Below are 18,591 nucleotides of genomic sequence, written 5' to 3'. Positions count from 1 at the left end.
ACTTCAGGACGCCGCGGCCAGCGGCTTGGGCGTCTCGATGCTCTGCCTGTCAGCCGTCGCCTTCTTGTCGGGCGCTACCGAAACGCAGCCTCGCCCGGCTGCCTTGGCGGCGTAGCAGGCAGCGTCGGCCTGGGCGATGATCTCGTCGACCTCCCCGCAATCGGGGCGGATTGGAGCGAGGCCAATGCTGGCGCCGATCGAATGCGGCCGGCCGTCCCAGATGAATCCCAACCCGAGGATCGCATCGATAATCGACCGCGCGGCGATCTTGGCGCCGGTGGCCGAGCCGGACTTCAGGACAACCGCGAATTCGTCGCCGCCCAGCCGCGCGACAATGTCCTCCTGACCGAGAACGTTGCGAATGGTCTCCGCAACCTGTTTCAGCAAGGCATCGCCCGCGGCGTGACCGCCGGTATCATTGACCAGTTTGAAATGATCGAGGTCGATGAACATGAACTGATGCTCCACGCCCCCGGGCCGCGCTGTGACGTCAGGCCTGCGGACCTGGTCGACCAGTTCCTCCATGGTGCGGATGAAGCTTGAGCGATTGGCAAGTCCGGTCAACGGGTCATGCGCGGCGGCATAGGCCAGTTGGCGCTGCAGTGCACGTGCATCGGTGAAGTCCTGGAAGACGATCACCAGACCGCTGAATTCGTTACGCTCATTGATGATCGGTGAGACGACCTGACGAATGCTGCAGCGCGTATCGTCGCGCCGGATAAGCACCGCGCGGCTGTTCTGATCAGCAGGGGCCTTGCTGCCGGCCGACGGCCGCGCCACGCCAATCCTCTGCCCGGTTTCCTCGTCGACCGCCCAGTAGACATGGCCAAGTGTCTTGCCGAGGGCATCGGCGACGGCGATCCCGGTCAGTTTTTCCGCGACCGGGTTCATGAAGGTGACGCGGTTGGCGGCATCGGTGCAGATGACGGCATCGCCGATCGATTGCAGCGTTACCCGCAGCCGCTCCTTCTCGTCGGCCAGCAACGCCGCCGAGATCATGAGGCGCTCTTCGGACTGCTTGCGCTGGGTGATGTCGGTGAGGCTGCCGATGGCCCTGATCAACTGGCCTTCCGCATCACGCTCGATGGCCTTGCCACGATCGAGAATCCAGATCCAGCGGCCATCCTTGTGCCGCATCCTGAATTCGGCTTCGAAGAATGGCGTCTCGCCATCGAGATGGGCCCGGTCGGCTTCGGCGACAGTCTGGCGATCGTCGGGATGGATCATCGTCAGCCAATGGTCTGGGTCACCGTCAAGCTCGCCCTCGTCATAGCCGAGCATGTTCGCCCAGGTTGTGGAGTAGGTCGTGCCGCCTCGCCGCAGATTCAGATCCCACACGCCTTGGCCGGCGCCGGCCAGCGCAAAATTCCAGCGCGTTTCCACTTCGGCGATGCGGGCTTCGGATTGCTTGCGTGCGTCGATATCCTCAACCTGCGAGACGAGATAGAGCGGGCGGCCGTTGTCTTGGTCGCGGATGACGGAGCCGGCAAGCTGGGTCCAGACGGGCGTTCCGTCCTTCTTGAGGTAGCGTTTTTCGAAGCGGAACGAGTTGACCTTGCCCTCTTTCAAGCCCGCCATCGTTTCGCGGCCAATCTCCAGGTCGTCGGGATGGGTCAGCTGAAAGAAGGTCAGCGCCTCGATCTCCTCCCTGGTATAGCCGAGCATGGCGGCGAAGGCCGGGTTGGTCTGCAGGATACGCCCGTCGAGGCCGACGATGGCGACACCGATTGCCGAATCCTCCATCGCGCGGCGGAAGCGCTGTTCGCTCTCGGCGATCTGGCGGCGATCCTCGGTGATGCGGCGGATGAACAGTGCCGCCAGGAGGAAGGCGCCAGCCGCGACCGCGACCGATACCTGCAAACAGAGCTTGAGGGCCTCGGCACTGACATCCAGGAACGACAGCAGGATCGACGCGGAAGCGGCGCTGAGACTGAGCGCAAGCAACACAAAACCTGCGTGCCTGTGAGACCTCCGCCTGATCAATCCCGTCCAAGTCACGATACGTGCCACCCCCGTGTGCAATCGATTATCGCTACAACCCTGACGGATCGATTTTAAGGAAAGGTTGCATTGGGGGCGCCGGCGGCGGCGCTGTGCGGCAAACAATTGCCGGCATGATTAAGGATCCGTATTGATCCTCGCGCGGATTACCAGCGCACGAAAAGCCGCCCGCCGATCGCACCAAGTCCGGCGAGTGCCGCTATAGCGATCGTGTACCAGGTGGCCACGAAAAGCGGCGAATCGTCAAAGCAGTGCGCGGCATAGAAGGTCGCCGCCAGGCCGCCGGCGAGCAGGCCCGCGACCGCGCCGGCAAGCACCGGCCTTGTCGGTGCGCCATAGCGCAGCATCCACAAGAAGACCGCAAGCGGGCCGATGCCGATCAGCGGGATGAACGCCATGCAGATCATCATGTTGGTGCCGACCATCTTTGTACCCCAGTCGGCCGAGGGCACGGCGAAGAGTTCGAGAACCACCGCCATGATCACCAGCAGCGGCGCGGCGATCATTCCCGCCATTGCCCTGCGGGTCGAGGCGCCAGGCGTCGACAAGGCGCGGATCAAGGCAAAGGCGCTGACAGCAAGCACGAGCGTGAACAGGAACTTGGAGAGGAAGCGCATCGTATGCGCGGCTGCCATGAAGTCGGGCCGTGGACCGATTGTCACCATGAAGACAATGGCGGCAATCACAGCGGCCGCACCGGCGGCCATCCACCAGGCCGACTGCAGCGGCATCGCCTTGCTGCGGGTATCGGCGTCCAGCGCCTTGATGAGATCGTCGGTCCTCATGTCATTCCCGCCCGAATCGCCCCTGCCCGAATCGCTTGGCAATCGCGGCAAGCCCGCGATGCAGCGACACTCGCACCGCCGTCTCGGTGATGCCGAACTTCGCCGCTGTCTCGCCGATGGACCGGCCTTCCACCGACACCGCCGAAACCACCGAACGCTGCGATGGCGAGAGGCCATCCAGTGCCCGGTTGATGTCGCGCTCGCTCACGGTCTCGTTCTCCGGTTCGGCGTAGGTCTCGGCGATATCGTCGACATCGATCTCAATGCGCCGCCCGCGCCGCCGGAACGCATCGATCAGCTTGAAGCGTGCGATCGCGTAGATCCATGGCAACACCGGCGCATCCTGGCGCCAGGTGTGTCGTTTCACATGAATGGCTAGCAAAGTTTCCTGCACGACATCCTCGGGGTCGACCCCGCCCTGCACGATCTTGCGCCGGACGAACCCGCGAACCAGCGCGGCAATCCGGTGCAGAAAGTCGGCGTAAGCCCTTTCATCTCCCGCGATCGCGGCCCGCATCAGCCGGGAAAGTTCGGCCTCATCCTTGCCGGTCACAAGAGTTCACTCCCCGATGTTCGCCCCTCGGCGCTGATTTGTTACGTGGCCGGCGAAATAATGTCCAAGCCAAAGTATGGGAAAATCGCCGAAAGTTTGTCCGTGGATATCAAAACGCCTTCACGCGAAATTGTCCCCCCGGCGCAGGCTTCATGCGTGCATGTCAATTTGAAGCAGCCAATCAATCTTGACTATACCGATCAGGTATTGATAGGTGCAGCCGTGCCAAAATCGGACCCAACCGAGATCGAGGACCACTCAATGAAATACACGCTTTCCACCCTCGCCGGAGCAACTGCGCTGGCCATCAGCTTGATCGCCGGCCCGGCGATGGCCGAGGACGCAGGCATTGTCGTCTACAATGCCCAGCACGAAAGCCTGACCAAGGCGTGGGCTGAAGGCTTCACCAAGGAAACCGGCATCAAGGTCACCGTGCGCAACGGTGGCGACAGCGATTTCTCCAATCAGATCGTCGCCGAAGGCGCGGCCTCCCCGGCCGATGTCTTCCTGACCGAAAACTCGCCGGCCATGGTGCTGGTTGAGGGGGCGGGCCTGTTCGCACCGGTCGACGCCGAGACGCAGGCGCAGGTTCCGCAGGACTATCAGCCGGCCAGCGGCAAGTGGGTCGGCGTCGCCGCACGCAGCACGGTCTTTGCCTACAACAAGACCAAGCTGACCGCCGAACAATTGCCGAAGTCGATGCTGGACCTGGCCGATCCGAGCTGGAAGGGCCGCTGGGCCGCTTCCCCCTCGGGCGCCGATTTCCAGGCGATCATCAGCGCATTGCTGCAGCTCAAGGGCGAAGCCGCGACAGCTGACTGGCTGAAGGCGATGAAGACGAATTTCACCGCCTACAAGGGCAACAGCACCGTAATGAAGGCGGTCAATGCCGGCGAAATCGAAGGCGGCGTGATCTACCACTACTACTATTTCGGCGATCAGGCCAAGACTGGCGAAAACAGCAAGAATGTCGGGCTGCACTATTTCAAGAACCAGGATCCGGGCGCCTTCGTCTCGATTTCCGGTGGCGGCGTGCTGGCTTCGAGCAAGCACCCGAAGGAAGCCCAGGCTTTCCTGAAATGGGTTACCGGCAAGGGCGGCCAGGAGGTCCTCAAGACCGGTGATTCATTCGAATACGCGGTCGGCAAGGGCGCCGAGTCCAATCCGAAACTGGTGCCTCTGGCCGATCTGCAGGCGCCGAAGGTCGATGCGACAACGCTGAACTCCAAGAAGGTCACCGATCTCATGACGGCAGCCGGCTTGCTTTAGTCCACACAGGTCCTAAAAGGGCAAACGACTGCGCTCCTGCGGGAATTCACTTTCTGCGGGAGCGCTCTGTTTTCGAGATGGCATTTGTCCATGACTGCACATTGCGTTTTTGATCGCATCCACGGTCCTTCGATTGCCGGCATTGGCCGGCAATGGCGCAGCGTCTGAATTGATGCCTTACTCGGCCGATATCATTCATCCACGCATGCCTGCCCGGGTTGTCCGAAACAGGCATCGGCAGGCAACATCCTGGATAGTCGCCGCCGCGGTCTTCGTTTCGCTTCTGGCGCTTGTGCCGCTTGCCTTCATCGTCTGGGTCGCGGTGCGGACTGGTTGGGAGACCGTTTCAGCGCTGGTCTTCCGGGCACGCGTCGGCGAACTGCTGGTCAACACCGTGATGCTGGTCGGGCTGTCGGTGCCGATCGCAATCGTGCTGTCGGTGGCACTGGCCTGGCTGACCGAGCGCAGCGACTTGCCCGGTGCCCGGCTCTGGGCCTGGCTGGCTGTGGCGCCACTCGCCATCCCGGCTTTCGTACACAGCTATGCCTGGATCACCATGGTGCCGGGGCTGCACGGCCTCTGGGCCGGCGTGCTCGTCTCCGTCATCGCCTATTTCCCGTTCCTCTACCTGCCGGTGTCGGCGGCGCTGCGCCGCCTCGATCCTGCACTTGAGGACGCAGCCGCAGCACTCGGCCTTGGGCCATGGCGGGTGTTCTGGCGTGTCGTGCTGCCGCAATTGCGGCTCGCCATCTGCGGCGGCTCGCTGCTGGTTGGCCTGCATCTCCTGGCGGAGTACGGCCTATACGTCTTTATCCGCTTCGACACGTTCACCACGGCGATCGTCGACCAGTTCCAGTCGACCTTCAACGGACCTGCCGCCAACATGCTGGCAGGCGTGCTGGTGAGCTGCTGCTTCGTGCTTCTCGGCCTCGAAGTGCTGGTGCGCGGCGAGGAGCGCTATGCCCGTGTCGGTTCCGGCGCAGCGCGGCATCAGCAACGTGCAGGCCTCGGGCGTTTCACCCTTGCTTGCCTGCTGCTGCCGATACTCACCACGCTGCTGGCGCTTGGCGTGCCGTTCGTCACCATCGGCCGCTGGCTTGTGGCTGGCGGCACCGATGTCTGGCGCTTTGACGAGATCGGCCTGGCGCTTGGCCAGACGCTGTTCCTGGCGCTTGCCGGCGCCTTGCTGGCGACCGTCGCCGCCATGCCGATGGCGTGGATCTCGATTCGTGCGCCGGGGCCGTTTCAGCGGCTTTTGGAAGGCTGCAACTACATCGTTGGATCCTTGCCCGGCGTGGTCATCGCGCTGGCGCTGGTCACCATCACCGTGCGCATCGCTCTGCCGCTCTACCAGACGCTGTTCACCATCCTGGTCGCCTATGCCCTCATGTTCCTGCCGCGCGCCCTGGTCAGCCTTCGTGCCTCGATCGCCCAGGCGCCGGTCGAGCTCGAACGCGCCGCCGCAAGCCTTGGCCGGCCACCGCTGAAGGCGCTGTGGTCGACGACCATCCGCCTATCCGCGCCGGGCGCGGCGGCTGGCATGGCGCTGGTGGCGCTTGGCATCATGAATGAACTGACCGCCACCCAGATGCTGGCGCCGAACGGCACCCGCACGCTGGCGATGGCATTCTGGTCTTACAGCGGCGAGATCGACTATGCGTCGGCCGCGCCTTATGCCTTCATCATGGTGGCGATATCGCTGCCTCTCACCTGGCTGCTCTATGTCCAGTCGAAACGGATGGCCGGACGATGAGCTTCCTGGAACTCAAGGGCTTGCACAAACACTACGGCCCGGTGGCGGCACTTGCCGGCGTCGACCTCAACGTCGCCAGCGGCAGCCGCACCGCGATTGTTGGCCCTTCCGGCTGCGGCAAGACAACCTTGTTGCGGCTGATTGCCGGCTTCGAGGCCCCGGACCGAGGTCAGATCGCGCTTGACGGCAAGGTTCTGGCCAATGACGGGAGTGCGGTGCCGGCTCACCGGCGCGGCATTGGCGTGGTGGCACAGGACGGCGCTCTCTTCCCGCACCTGACCATTGGCGACAACATCGGCTTCGGCATGGAGCGCGGGGAAGACAAGCGCACGGAGCGGATCACCGAACTCGCCTATATCGTCGGGCTGGACAAAGCGATCCTGAAGCGGCGGCCGCACGAGCTTTCGGGCGGGCAGCAGCAGCGTGTGGCGCTGGCCCGCGCCATGGCCATGAAGCCACGGCTGATGCTCCTCGACGAGCCGTTCTCGGCGCTGGATACCGCCTTGCGCGCCTCAATGCGCAAAGCAGTGGCCGAACTGCTGGAAACTGCCGGCATCACCACCATCCTGGTGACACACGATCAGGCCGAAGCGCTATCCTTCGCCAGTCAGGTGGCGGTGATGCGCGACGGCAAGTTTTCACAGGTCGGCACGCCACGCGAGCTGTACCTCAAGCCGAAGGACCGGATGATCGCCGAGTTTCTTGGCGACGCCATCATCCTGCCGGCGAAAATCTCCGGCGGTTTCGCCAGTTCGCCGCTTGGCCGCATCGCAGTCGACACCCCGGAGAACCGCGATATCGCACGTATCATGCTTCGTCCGGAGCAGATTGCGCTGAAGAGAACCTCGCGCGAAGGCATGTCGGGCACGCCGGACATGCCTTTCGGCGAGGTGACGGAATCCGAATTCGCCGGTTCCATGTGCACGATCGCGGTGCGGCTTTTGAACAGTGCCGAACCACCCGATGCGGCCGCGATCGGCAACACGCCCCTGGTCTTGCGCAAGCCCGGCATGGACGCCCCGGCGGTCGGTGAGATCGTGCGGCTTACCGTAACCGGCAAGGCGCATGTGTTTGCCTGAGCCGGTACTCCGGCACGACCCGAAAAACCTGCCCTGAGCACAAAGTCCAGCCTGGCAAAAAGATCATTCTGGAACCGAACGCTCGATCCCCCAGGCTGGGATCAGAGCGCCGGTTCCGGCACGGAGGCCTTGAACACTTCGAGACGGGCTCCCGTCTGTGACGAGAAGAAATGCATGTCTTCCGGCGAGAACCGCACGCCGACCGCACTGCCCGGTTCCGCTTGAACCGGTTCCGACGTCATGATGGAGAAAGGCGCACCGTCGAGATCGACATAAATGACCCGGCCCGCGCCAAGTTCCTCGACCAGGTCGACGGTTGCGGCGAGCGAGCCCGCCGTGCCGGGCTCGACCAGCCGCACGGCTTCCGGCCGGATACCCATGGCAACCTGCGTGCCGACCGGCAGGCCGGCGCGCGGCATGGCGAGGCGGCGGCTGCCGCCAAGCAGCGAGAGCCCGTCGAGTTCGACCGTGCCTTCAAGGATGTTCATCGCCGGCGCGCCGACAAAGGTGGCGACGAAGCGGCTCGCGGGACGGCTGTAGATTTCGGCCGGCGTGCCGACCTGCTCGACGCGCCCGCCATTCATCACCACCAGCTTGTCGGCCAGCGTCATCGCCTCGACCTGGTCATGCGTGACGAAAACGGAGGTCGCGTTCAGCCGGCGATGCAGCTTGCGGATTTCGGAGCGCATCTGCACGCGCAGCTTGGCATCGAGATTGGACAGCGGCTCGTCGAACAGAAACACTTTCGGCTCGCGGATCATGGCGCGGCCCATGGCGACGCGTTGCCTCTGACCGCCCGAAAGCGCCATCGGCTTGCGGTCGAGCAATTGTTCGAGCTCCAGCGTGCGGGCCACCGCCTGGATGCGCTGCGTACGCTCGGCCGCCGGAACACCCGCCACCTTGAGCGAATAGCCGATGTTCTGCGCCACGCTCATATGCGGATAGAGCGCGTAGTTCTGGAACACCATCGCGCAGCCGCGCTCGCGCGGCTCCAGCTTGTTGACCACGGTGCCGTCGATGGCGATCTCGCCGCCGGAAATATCTTCCAGCCCGGCGATCATGCGCAGCAGCGTGGACTTGCCGCAGCCGGATGGCCCGAGGATGACGACGAAGTCACCCGAAGCGATGTCGAGGTTGACGCCATGCACGACCTGCGACTTGCCGTAGGCCTTCTTGACGTCACGAATGGTGATGGAGGCCATCGGCTATCCCTTGTTACTTTTCAGTGGCAATCAGGCCGCGCACGAACCAGCGCTGCATGGCCACGATGACGATCAGCGGCGGCAGCATGACGATCAGCGTGCCGGCCATGGCGATGTTCCATTCCGGAATGCCGCCGACATTGGGAATAAGCTGCTTGAGCTCGGTCACAGCCGTCGCATGCGACTGATCGGTGGTGATGAGCAGCGGCCACAGATACTGGTTCCATGCCCAGAGGAACATGATGGTTCCAAGCGCCGCCATGTTGTTGCGCGACAGCGGCAGCAGGATATCGATGAAGAAGCGGATTGGACCGGCGCCATCCATGCGCGAGGCCTCGGTCAATTCATCAGGCACAGTCAGGAAGAACTGCCGGTAGAGGAACGTGCCGGTGGCGGTTGCGATCAGCGGCAGGATCAGCCCCGAATAGGAGTTGAGCAGCCCGAAATTCAACGCCACCTGGACGCCCGTGACTTTCTCGATCAGCCAGCTCAGGCCGGTGATGTCGAGGATCGTCTGATAGGGAGACAGCACGTTGGCGACGACCGCATAGGTCGGCACGATGCGCACTTCCAGCGGCAGCATCAGCGTGACGAAGATCAGCCAGAAGATCAGCATGCGGCCGGGATAGCGGAAATAGACGATCGAGAAGGCGGTGAGCGCCGAGATGATCACTTTGCCGGCGGCGACGCCGGCAGCCATGATGAAGCTGTTCAAAAGCTTGGGGCCGAGATCGGCTGTCGTCCACGCCGTCTTGATGTTCAGCCAGAAATCGCTGCCGGGCAGCAGCGACATCGGCACATCGTTGACATCCCTCAGATTGTGCGAGGCGGCGATAACCACGATCAGGAACGGCGCGACGCAAAAGACGAAGCCGATGAACAGGATCAGATGCGTGAAGAAATTGAGGAGTGGGGTGCGCTCGACCATATCCATCTCACCTGTAGTGCACGCGCCGCTCGATGAAGCGGAACTGGAAAATGGTCAGCACGATGATGAGCAGCATCAGGATGATGCTCTGCGCGGCGGCACCCGAATAGTCGAGGCCTTGGAAGCCGTCGGAATAGATTTTGTAGACCATCAGATTGGTGGCGTTCGCCGGCCCGCCCGACGTCATGATGTTGACGATGCCGAAGGAATCCTGAAAGCTCTCGGTGATGTTGATGACCAGCAGGAAGAAGATCGTCGGCGTGATCAGCGGGAACTGGATGTCCCAGAAACGCCTGATGACGCCGGAGCCATCCATCGCCCCAGCCTCGATCAGCGAGCGCGGGATCGCCTGGAAGGCGGCGAGGAAGAAGATGAAATTGTAACCGACATATTTCCAGGAAAAAGCAATGATGATCGAGGCCATGGCGTCAGTGCCGTCGAGGCCGGGATCCCAGAAGCCGGGCCATACCTGGTTGACGACGGCCATGAATCCGGCCTCCGGCGCCAGGATGAAACGGAACGCCAAGGCCACTGCGGGTGCGGCGATGCCGTAGGGCCAGATCAGCACCACGCGATAGAAACGCGAGCCAGCAAGCTGCCGGTCGGTCAACGCCGCGAGCACGAGCGCGATGAACATCGCCAGCCCGGTGCTGATGCCGGCAAAGACAAGGCTGGCGCTGATCGAATTCCAGTAGTCGGCATTGGCCAGGATCGATCGGAAATTATCGAGTCCGACCCAGATGTTGCCACCGCCCCAAGGCTGCTGCAGCGTCAGCGACCAGTACACGGCCTGGCCAGCCGGCCAGTAGAAGAACGTGAAGATCAAGATCAGTTGCGGCACCGCGAACAGGATGCCGATCGTCGATCTGCTGAAGGTGACGCGTTTTTCCATCGGTCTCTTCGACGCCGCCGGGCGGGTCAGCCCAGGTTAATATACGAAAGGGCCGCCCGTCGAATCTCGCCGGGCGGCCGCGAAAGTCTCAGGGATCAGGGCAGCGTCTTGCCCGGATAGGTCTGCTGGAACCGGTCGAGGATGGCGTCGCCATTCTTGACCAGCGTGTCGAGGCCTTCCTGGACGCTGACCTTGTTGGCGAAGATCGCTTGCATCTGCGTACCGAACTCGGCGCGGATCTGCGTGAAATTGCCGAGGCGGATGCCGCGGGTGATTTCGGTCGGCTCCGAGGCGGTCAGGCTGGCGATGGCGGTTTCACGGCCCTTGTAGGGCGCCTTGTCGTAGAAGCCCTGGCCCTTCATGTAGTCAAAGCCCGACTTGGTCACCGGAATGTAGCCGGTGTTGGTCGACCAGAACAGCGCGGTCTTCGGATCGTGGATGAAGTTGAGGAACGCGGCCGCGCCCTTGTATTCCGCATCCGACTTGCCGGAGAGCACCCACAGCGAAGCACCGCCGACGAGCGAGTTCTTGCGCTCTGTACCGGCATAGGCCGGCAGTTCGGCGACATCCCAGTTCATGCCTTCCTTCTGGGTCTTGCCGACAGTGCCGTGATCGCCGACCGAGGTCATGATGACCTGGCAGGTGCCGGAAGCGAAGGCCTGGACCATGTCCTGGCCGAGATCCTTGGACTTTATCTTGATCAGGCCGGCGTCATACCACTTCTTGAGGTCGGTGACGTACTGGACGAACTTGGTCTTGTTGACTTCGAGGCGGGCATCGAGGCCGTCATAGCCATTGTTCTTGGTGGCGATCGGCTGGTTGTGGATAGCCGAGAACTGCTCCATCAACTGCCAGCTCTCGTTGGCCGAGATATTGATCGCCATCGGGCATTCGTAGCCGGCGTCCTTCATCGCCTGCAGGTCGGCGCCGACGTCTTCCCAGGTCTTGGGGGCTTCGGTCTTGCCGATCTTGGCGAAGGCGTCCTTGTTCCAGTACATCAAGGCCGTCGAAGAGTTGAACGGGAACGACAGCATCTCGCCCTTGGAGGTGGCGTAGTAGCGGGCGATGCCGGGGAAATAGTCGGCGTAGTCGATCTTGTAGCCGTTCTCTTCCATCAGCTTGTCGGCTGGCTTGTAAGCGCCGGAGAGCATCATGGTGGCGGTGCCGACATCATAGACCTGGACGATCGCGGGCTGCTTGCCGGCGCGGAAGGCGGCGATGGTGTTCTGCAGCGTCGCGTCGTAGTTGCCCTGGCTGGTGCAGACGACTTCGTAGTCCTTCTGCGACTCGTTGAAGTTCTTGCACATCGTGTCCACGACACGCGCGAGGTCGCCCGAAAGGCCGAACCAGAAATCAAACTTGGTGGGCTCGGCAGCGGCTGGCAGCGCCATGGCGACGCTGATTGTGCCGGCGGCTATGGCCGCCAGGCCGTTCTTGATCATCGACATCAATCTCATTCCCTGTTGAGTGGTTCGTTTCAAGGATCGTTGCGGAGGTCTCCGACCGCCTCTTAGAGAAAGTATGTGACAGTTATGTTGTGCCTTTTTCGCCCTCACGGACGGGCTGGTCCCTCCTCGCGAATAGCTTTCGCGTACATCAAATGAAACCGCTATGGCGGCGCCCTAGGTACCTAGGGCGCCGTGCCGCGGCGTAAAGGCCGGGAAGAACTGCCGTGAATATCGAACCGAAAGGGCGGGCCGAAATCGTGGTGGCACGCCCTGACGCATATCCAATTCGTTAGCCGGGACACGATGCGCGACAAACCCCACGACGGCGCGACACCCGATAGCCAACCCCGAGCCTAACCGCGCGCTTTGCTACGGAACAGCACGCCAGGGTTGCAAGGCACTTAATCAAACTTTCAACGGTCAAGCACTAATGAATCATATTTCTTTGTCTATTTTCCATAGATCCGGTGAAACAAGATGCTGACGGTCTATAATTGCATCGTACACCAACACGATCTGAGACTGGTGGCACTCGCCGCGTTGATCTGCGGTATCTCTTCTTTTTCTGCCGTCAATCTTCTTCACCATATCGCCAGTTCGACAAGCAGAAACCGGCTCACCTGGCTGATGATAGCCGCGGCCTCGACGGGCTTTGGCATCTGGGCGACCCACTTCATCGCCATGCTGGCGTTCACACCGGGGATTCCCAACGCTTACAATCCGGAGCTCTCCGTTCTCTCGCTCACGGCCGCCGTTGTCCTGACCGCTGTTGGCATGTGGGTGGCGACTTTGCGCGGCGGGCTCGATCACCATCTCGTCGGCGGTGCCATCCTGGGTGGTGGCATTGCCGCAATGCACTATATCGGCATGGCCGCTTTCGAGGTGCAAGGCCGGATCGAATGGAACCTGCTGTTGGTGGCGATGTCCTTGCTGGCGGGGGTTGTGCTTGCCGCTCTGGCGCTTGTTGTTGTCCTGCGTCGTCCATCCTTGCCCGCGACGCTGGGCGGCGCGGTTCTGTTGACGCTGGCAATCTGCACCTTGCATTTCATCGGCATGGCCGCGGTCTCGATCTTCCCCGATTCCTCGATAGAAATATCGCAATATACGATCGAGCCCACGTCGCAGGCCTTCGCCGTGGCGGTCGCCAGCTTGGTGATCCTTATCCTCTCTGGCTCGGCACTCTGGATCGACCTGCGCTTCCGCCGGCAGAAGCTTGAGGTCGACCGCATGCATGGTCTGGCCAATGCTGCCGTGGAGGGGCTGATCGTCTGCGACGGTAGCCGCATCGTAAGCGCCAATGAAAGCATGGCGAAGCTGACCGGCATGGCAACCGGGATTCTGAACGGCATGCAGCTTGGCGGCCTCTTCGACGAGCGCGTCGCGTCCGACATGTCCAGCTTTGGCGAGGAGCCGTGTGAAGCCGAATTGCATGCGCGCGATGGCACGAGCATTCCCGTCGAGCTGATCGCCAGGAGCATCGACTACTGCGGCAAGCCTCACAATGTGATCGCCGTCCGCGACATCCGCGAGCGCAAGAAGGCGGAACAGGAAATCCTGCGCCTTGCCCATTTCGACCCCTTGACCGGCCTTGCCAACCGCCGCAGCTTTTCCGGTCGGCTGGAAGCTGAAATCGCGGCGATAGGCCGGTCGGGGAAAGGCGGCCACCTTGCGCTTCTGCTGCTCGATCTCGACCGGTTCAAGGAGGTCAACGATCTCTATGGGCATGGTGCGGGTGACGCCATGCTGCAAAAGGTTGCGCACTGTACTGCCGGCGTCCTTCGTCCAGGGCAGATGGTTGCCCGGCTGGGTGGCGACGAATTCGCCATCATCGCGCCGAACCTGGCGGACCCGTTGGCGGCCGGCCGCATCGCCGACGCCATTCTGACCACAATGCGTGAGGAAAACAGGCTGTCGGTCGGCGGCGGTCTTGTGTCGGCCAGCATGGGCATTGCGCTTTATCCATCGGATGCCGACGACCAGGCCAGCCTGATCAGCCATGCCGACACCGCGCTCTACCGCGCCAAGACCGAAGGCCGCGACACATATCGCTACTTCGAGGCCTCTATGGGCGCGGAGGCTCGTGACAAGCGGGTCATGGAGCACGAGCTGCGCCAGGCTGTCGCGCGCAAGGAATTCTACCTCGTCTACCAGCCGCAGAAGGAGATCAGCAGCGGCAGGATGGTGGGCTTCGAAGCCTTGATCCGCTGGCGGCATCCGGTTCGTGGCGACGTGTCCCCAGGCATATTCATCCCGGTGGCTGAAGACAGCGGCGCCATTGCCCAGATCGGCGATTGGGTGCTGACGGCCGCCTGCGAAGAGGCCGCCCGCTGGGAAAACCCGCTAACGATAGCCGTCAATGTCTCGGCGGTGCAGCTTCACAATCCGAATTTCAGCCGCAAGGTGCACGAAACACTGATGAACTCCGGCTTGGCGCCAGGCAGGCTGGAACTTGAGATCACCGAAACAGCGCTTGTGAAGGATATGCCGCGTGCGCTGGCCACCTTGCGGCAGGTAAAGTCCTTGGGCGTGCGCGTGGCGATGGACGATTTCGGGACCGGCTACTCCTCACTCTCCAACTTGCGCGCCTTCCCCTTCGACAAGATCAAGATCGACGGCTCATTCATCAAATCCGTCGACAAGAACGGCCAGGTCGCGGCGATCGTGCGCGCCGTGCTGGGACTCGGGCGCGGTCTCGGTCTGCCGGTTCTGGCGGAAGGGGTCGAGACGCTTGGCGAGCTGAAATTCCTGGACGCCGAGGCCTGCGAGATCGGCCAGGGATACTACATCGGCAGGCCAGGGCCGATCGGCGAGTTCAGCGAACTGACCGGCGTCATCAATCAACCCGCGGTCGGCAATGGCACCGGCAGCCACCGTGGCAAAAGCGTTCTGGCTTTCGCACCGTTGCCTGAGCTGAGCGTGAAGCGGGCCTAGCGGCCTTCCGGTTTCAGCGCCGCCTCGACCAGCCGCTTGGCGTCCGGCCCCGCCCATTCGGCCGGACCATTCATATGGGCGATCAGGCAACCCTCGCCGTCGACCAGCATGGTGACGGGCAAACCAAGCGCCAGGCCGCGTGTCTTGAGGTTGTTGAACAGCGCCATGGTCGAGTCCCTGTAGTAGCCAAGCGCCTCGACACCCGTGTCCTTGAGGAACTTCTTCGGCTTGACGTCGTCACCGGCATCAACATTGACGGCAACGACCTGAAAGGCGTCGCTGCCCTTTTCTTTCTGCAGCGCGTCGAGCGCCGGCATTTCGGCACGGCATGGCGCGCACCACGTCGCCCACAGATTGAGCAGCACAGTCTTTCCGGCATGATCGGCAAGCGTCATCGGCTTGCCGTCAGGGCCGTTGAAGGCGAGGTTCCTGAGGGATTGTGGCGGATCCGCCGGCAAAAGTGCCGCAACCTCGCCGGTAGCCGCCGCCGCGATCTTCTTGGCACGGTCGCTCTTGGCGGCGCAGGCGACATCGTCCTTGCTGTCGCCGACCGCCACCGAGGCAGGCGGCGCCTTGTTGCCAGACCGGCTCTCGCTGACATATACCGCGACCGCGCCAGCCAGCACGCCCGCCACCAGGGCGGCAAGGATGAGGCGCGGGGCCGGGAAAAATCGATTACCGTCTGCCATGTTCTTTAAAACTGCTCCGAAATACGGGTTATAGCGATGAGCGACAAGAAGGCCAGCAACCAGATGTGGGGCGGACGTTTTGCCTCGGGTCCGGCCGCGATCATGGAAGCGATCAACGCGTCCATCTCGTTCGACCGCAAACTTTACGCGCAGGATATCCGCGGTTCGGTCGCCCATAGCGAGATGCTGGCGCAAACGGGCATTATTTCGGCGGCCGATCAAGAAAAAATCGCTCACGGACTGAACACGATTCTGAAAGAGATCGAGGCCGGCACCTTCGAATTCTCGACCAGGCTCGAAGACATCCACATGAATGTCGAGGCCCGCCTCGCCGACCTGATCGGCCCGGCCGCCGGCCGGCTGCATACCGCCCGCTCGCGCAACGACCAGGTCGCTGTCGACCTGAGGCTCTGGGTGAAGGACGAGTGCTTCCGCGTCGCGGAGGCGCTGAAGGGACTGATCGCCGCGTTCCTGGAGCGGGCCGAGGAGCATGCGGCAACCGTGATGCCGGGCTTTACCCATATGCAAACGGCACAGCCCGTCACTTTCGGCCATCACTGCATGGCCTATGTCGAGATGTTCGGCCGCGACCTGTCGCGGGTCCGCGATGCCATCGAGCGCATGGATGAGAGCCCGCTGGGTGCCGCTGCTCTTGCCGGCACCAGCTTCCCCATCGATCGCCACCAGACGGCCAAGGCGCTTGGCTTCCGCGAGCCGATGCGCAACTCGCTGGACAGTGTCTCAGACCGCGACTTCGCGCTCGAATTCCTCAGCATGGCCGCGATCTGCGCCACGCATCTGTCGCGGCTGGCCGAGGAGATCATCATCTGGTCGACGCCACAATTCGGCTTTGTCAGGCTGTCGGACTCCTTCTCGACCGGCTCGTCGATCATGCCGCAGAAGAAGAACCCCGACGCCGCCGAACTGGTGCGCGGCAAGACCGGACGCGTCAACGGCCACCTCGTTGGCCTGCTGACGGTGATGAAGGGCATGCCGCTGACCTATGGCAAGGACATGCAGGAAGACAAGGAATCGGTATTCGACGCCGCCGAGACGCTTGACCTGATGCTGGCGGCGATGACCGGCATGGTCTCGGACATGACGATCAACGCTGCCGCGATGAAGAAGGCCGCCGGTTACGGCTACGCGACGGCCACCGACCTTGCCGATTGGCTGGTGCGCACGCTCGGCCTGCCGTTCCGCGAGGCCCACCATGTCACCGGCCGCGCCGTGGCCCTGGCCGAAGGGAAAAAAGTCGGCCTTGAGAAGCTTTCGCTGGAAGACCTTCAGTCGATCAATCCCGGCATCACCGCCGACATTTTTTCGGTGCTGGCGGTGCAGAATTCGGTGAAGAGCCGGGTGAGTTTCGGCGGCACCGCGCCGTCGGAAGTCAGGAAGCAGATCCGCTATTGGAAAAAGCGGCTGGCCAAGGCCTAATGCCGGGGTGCAATGCACCGAGAACTCGGCTAAAAGCGGCGGCGGACAAAAGTTTCGGACGGATGGATCGATGACCGGAAGCAGGATTTTGGTGACGCTGACGCTGCTGGCGGCGATTGTGGCCGTCTCGGCCTGCGGCAGAAGGGGCGCGCTCGACACGCCCTACGAGGCTGCAGTGCAGGCGCGCAAGGACGCTTCGAAGGCCCATCAGCCAGTACCGCCGGAGCCGGAGAAACCGGTCGAGGACAAGAAGTTCCTTCTCGACCCGCTGATCTAAGGTGATGAGGCTGGGTTTGGTCCTTCCGAACCCGATCTCGCCGTGCTCCAACTTTCCGGAACCACTCCCGTGAACCATTTCGACTACCGCGACGGCGTGCTGCATGCCGAGGACGTGGCGATACCTGATATCGCGGCGAGCGTCGGCACGCCCTTCTACTGCTATTCGACGGCGACGCTGACCAGGCACTACCGTGTGTTCGCCCAGGCTTTTGCCGGACTTGATACGCTGGTCTGCTACGCCATGAAGGCGAATTCCAACCAGGCCGTTCTCAGGACCCTGGCCAAGCAGGGCGCCGGCGCCGACGTGGTGTCGGAAGGCGAATTGCGCAGGGCGCTTGCCGCCGGCATTCCTGCCAACAAGATCCTGTTCTCGGGCGTAGGCAAGACTGCGCGCGAAATGGATTTCGCGCTCAACGCAGGTATCCTCTGCTTCAACGTCGAGTCCGAGCCTGAACTCGAACTGCTCTCGGCCCGTGCGTCAGCGCTCGGCAAGGTGGCGCCGATCTCGCTGCGCATCAATCCGGATGTCGACGCCAAGACCCACAAGAAGATTTCGACCGGCAAGGCAGAGAACAAGTTCGGCGTTCCCTGGCAGAAGGCGCGGCAGATCTATGCCCGCGCGGCACTGCTTCCCGGCATCAAGATCACCGGCATCGACACCCATATCGGCAGCCAGATCACAGAGTTGCAGCCCTTCGACGACGCTTTTGCGTTGCTGGTCGAACTGGTCGGCGCGCTGCGCGCGGATGGCCATGCCATCGACCATGTCGATCTCGGCGGCGGCCTCGGCATTCCCTACCGCGTCGACAACAATCCGCCGCCCTTGCCGGACGCCTATGCGCGGATCGTCAAGAAGCACGTCACCGCGCTCGGGCTGAAGGTGATGTTCGAGCCGGGCCGGCTGATTGTCGGCAATGCCGGCATTCTGGTCTCGGAAGTGATCTTCGTGAAAGAAGGTGACGCCAAGAATTTCCTCGTTGTCGACGCCGCCATGAACGACCTGATCCGGCCGACGCTCTATGACGCCTTCCACGACATCCGCCCGGTGGTTCAGCCGCCGGCCGCCGCGCCACGCATGATGGTCGATGTCGTCGGCCAGGTCTGCGAGACCGGCGACTATATCGGCCTCGACCGTGACCTGCCCAGGCTGAAGGCTGGCGACCTCATCGCCGTCGCCACCGCGGGCGCCTATGGCGCGGTGCAGGCCGGCACCTACAACACGCGGCTGCTGGTGCCGGAAGTGCTGGTCGACGGCGACCGCTTCCATGTCGTGCGCCCGCGCCTGACCTATGACGAACTCATCGGGCTGGATTCGGTGCCCGACTGGCTGGCATAGAGGCCGCTG

Annotated in this window: 15 protein-coding genes; 7 read left to right on the top strand and 8 right to left on the bottom strand. The window is 62.7% G+C overall.

The annotated features are described in order from the left end of the window. Positions 1-3: 3 nt before the first annotated feature. The 3 genes from GA829_RS08750 to GA829_RS08740 all read right to left on the bottom strand — a co-directional run bounded on the left by GA829_RS08750 (position 4) and on the right by GA829_RS08740 (position 3,339). Positions 4-1,947 (bottom strand): PAS domain S-box protein, encoded by a 1,944-nt coding sequence (locus GA829_RS08750; protein ID WP_258052238.1) that lies wholly within the window; start codon positions 1,945-1,947, stop codon positions 4-6. Between the two features lie 200 nt (positions 1,948-2,147). After that, on the bottom strand, positions 2,148-2,786 hold the full coding sequence (locus GA829_RS08745; RefSeq protein ID WP_195178127.1) for an NrsF family protein: 639 nt from the start codon (positions 2,784-2,786) through the stop codon (positions 2,148-2,150). A gap of 1 nt (position 2,787) precedes the next feature. Continuing rightward, positions 2,788-3,339, bottom strand: coding sequence for a sigma-70 family RNA polymerase sigma factor (locus GA829_RS08740; protein WP_195178126.1), 552 nt, complete (start codon positions 3,337-3,339; stop codon positions 2,788-2,790). A gap of 261 nt (positions 3,340-3,600) precedes the next feature. Here GA829_RS08740 and GA829_RS08735 point away from each other — a divergent pair, with 261 nt between their 5' ends. The 3 genes from GA829_RS08735 (at position 3,601) to GA829_RS08725 (ending at position 7,440) form a co-directional block, all read left to right on the top strand. Beyond that, entirely contained in the window at positions 3,601-4,608 is a 1,008-nt protein-coding gene (locus GA829_RS08735) for an iron ABC transporter substrate-binding protein (protein WP_195178125.1), read from the top strand. Positions 4,609-4,813: 205 nt separating this feature from the next. Further along, entirely contained in the window at positions 4,814-6,361 is a 1,548-nt protein-coding gene (locus GA829_RS08730; RefSeq protein ID WP_374940414.1) for an ABC transporter permease, read from the top strand. After that, positions 6,358-7,440, top strand: a complete 1,083-nt coding sequence (locus tag GA829_RS08725) for an ABC transporter ATP-binding protein (RefSeq protein WP_195178123.1) — start codon at positions 6,358-6,360, stop codon at positions 7,438-7,440. The genes GA829_RS08730 and GA829_RS08725 overlap by 4 nt, the downstream gene beginning before the upstream one ends. Positions 7,441-7,541: 101 nt before the next feature. On the opposite strand, the gene ugpC is transcribed toward GA829_RS08725, so the two are convergent. The 4 genes from ugpC to GA829_RS08705 form a co-directional block, all read right to left on the bottom strand. Beyond that, entirely contained in the window at positions 7,542-8,642 is a 1,101-nt protein-coding gene (gene ugpC / locus GA829_RS08720; RefSeq protein ID WP_195178122.1) for a sn-glycerol-3-phosphate ABC transporter ATP-binding protein UgpC, read from the bottom strand. 13 nt (positions 8,643-8,655) lie between these two features. Next, positions 8,656-9,570: an ABC transporter permease subunit gene (locus GA829_RS08715; RefSeq protein WP_195178121.1), complete on the bottom strand. Its 915-nt coding sequence runs from the start codon at positions 9,568-9,570 to the stop codon at positions 8,656-8,658. Positions 9,571-9,577: 7 nt separating this feature from the next. Then, positions 9,578-10,462 carry a carbohydrate ABC transporter permease gene (locus tag GA829_RS08710; RefSeq protein WP_195178120.1) on the bottom strand — a complete coding sequence of 295 codons (885 nt, stop codon included), beginning with the start codon at positions 10,460-10,462 and terminating at the stop codon, positions 9,578-9,580. A gap of 95 nt (positions 10,463-10,557) precedes the next feature. Next, complete coding sequence (locus tag GA829_RS08705; RefSeq protein ID WP_195178119.1) at positions 10,558-11,910, bottom strand: extracellular solute-binding protein; 1,353 nt, start codon at positions 11,908-11,910, stop codon at positions 10,558-10,560. A gap of 477 nt (positions 11,911-12,387) precedes the next feature. Here GA829_RS08705 and GA829_RS08700 point away from each other — a divergent pair, with 477 nt between their 5' ends. Further along, entirely contained in the window at positions 12,388-14,841 is a 2,454-nt protein-coding gene (locus GA829_RS08700; protein ID WP_195178118.1) for a bifunctional diguanylate cyclase/phosphodiesterase, read from the top strand. Here GA829_RS08700 and tlpA read toward each other — a convergent pair. Continuing rightward, entirely contained in the window at positions 14,838-15,530 is a 693-nt protein-coding gene (tlpA, locus tag GA829_RS08695) for a thiol:disulfide interchange protein TlpA (RefSeq protein ID WP_195178117.1), read from the bottom strand. The genes GA829_RS08700 and tlpA overlap by 4 nt on opposite strands. 36 nt (positions 15,531-15,566) lie before the next feature. Here tlpA and argH point away from each other — a divergent pair, with 36 nt between their 5' ends. The 3 genes from argH (at position 15,567) to lysA (ending at position 18,582) form a co-directional block, all read left to right on the top strand. Further along, positions 15,567-16,967, top strand: coding sequence for an argininosuccinate lyase (gene argH, locus GA829_RS08690; protein ID WP_195178116.1), 1,401 nt, complete (start codon positions 15,567-15,569; stop codon positions 16,965-16,967). 70 nt (positions 16,968-17,037) lie between these two features. Further along, positions 17,038-17,244, top strand: coding sequence for an LPS translocon maturation chaperone LptM (gene lptM, locus GA829_RS08685; RefSeq protein WP_195178115.1), 207 nt, complete (start codon positions 17,038-17,040; stop codon positions 17,242-17,244). Positions 17,245-17,313: 69 nt separating this feature from the next. Next, positions 17,314-18,582: a diaminopimelate decarboxylase gene (gene lysA, locus GA829_RS08680; RefSeq protein WP_195178114.1), complete on the top strand. Its 1,269-nt coding sequence runs from the start codon at positions 17,314-17,316 to the stop codon at positions 18,580-18,582. Positions 18,583-18,591: the final 9 nt, after the last annotated feature.

This window comes from Mesorhizobium sp. INR15 (assembly GCF_015500075.1).
In the GTDB taxonomy this organism is placed as follows: domain Bacteria; phylum Pseudomonadota; class Alphaproteobacteria; order Rhizobiales; family Rhizobiaceae; genus Mesorhizobium.
Note: the sequence above shows the minus strand (reverse complement) of the source record. Positions and strands in the feature narration are given on the sequence as shown.

Excerpts from the sequence above, each read along its gene's own strand:
- GA829_RS08715 (WP_195178121.1), bottom strand. The coding sequence starts at position 9,570 with ATGGTCGAGCGCACCCCACTCCTCAATTTCTTCACGCATCTGATCCTG.
- ugpC (WP_195178122.1), bottom strand. The coding sequence starts at position 8,642 with ATGGCCTCCATCACCATTCGTGACGTCAAGAAGGCCTACGGCAAGTCG.
- argH (WP_195178116.1), top strand. The coding sequence starts at position 15,567 with ATGAGCGACAAGAAGGCCAGCAACCAGATGTGGGGCGGACGTTTTGCC.
- tlpA (WP_195178117.1), bottom strand. The coding sequence starts at position 15,530 with ATGGCAGACGGTAATCGATTTTTCCCGGCCCCGCGCCTCATCCTTGCC.
- GA829_RS08735 (WP_195178125.1), top strand. The coding sequence starts at position 3,601 with ATGAAATACACGCTTTCCACCCTCGCCGGAGCAACTGCGCTGGCCATC.
- GA829_RS08705 (WP_195178119.1), bottom strand. The coding sequence starts at position 11,910 with ATGTCGATGATCAAGAACGGCCTGGCGGCCATAGCCGCCGGCACAATC.
- lptM (WP_195178115.1), top strand. The coding sequence starts at position 17,038 with ATGACCGGAAGCAGGATTTTGGTGACGCTGACGCTGCTGGCGGCGATT.
- GA829_RS08725 (WP_195178123.1), top strand. The coding sequence starts at position 6,358 with ATGAGCTTCCTGGAACTCAAGGGCTTGCACAAACACTACGGCCCGGTG.
- GA829_RS08700 (WP_195178118.1), top strand. The coding sequence starts at position 12,388 with ATGCTGACGGTCTATAATTGCATCGTACACCAACACGATCTGAGACTG.
- GA829_RS08710 (WP_195178120.1), bottom strand. The coding sequence starts at position 10,462 with ATGGAAAAACGCGTCACCTTCAGCAGATCGACGATCGGCATCCTGTTC.
- GA829_RS08730 (WP_374940414.1), top strand. The coding sequence starts at position 4,814 with ATGCCTGCCCGGGTTGTCCGAAACAGGCATCGGCAGGCAACATCCTGG.
- GA829_RS08745 (WP_195178127.1), bottom strand. The coding sequence starts at position 2,786 with ATGAGGACCGACGATCTCATCAAGGCGCTGGACGCCGATACCCGCAGC.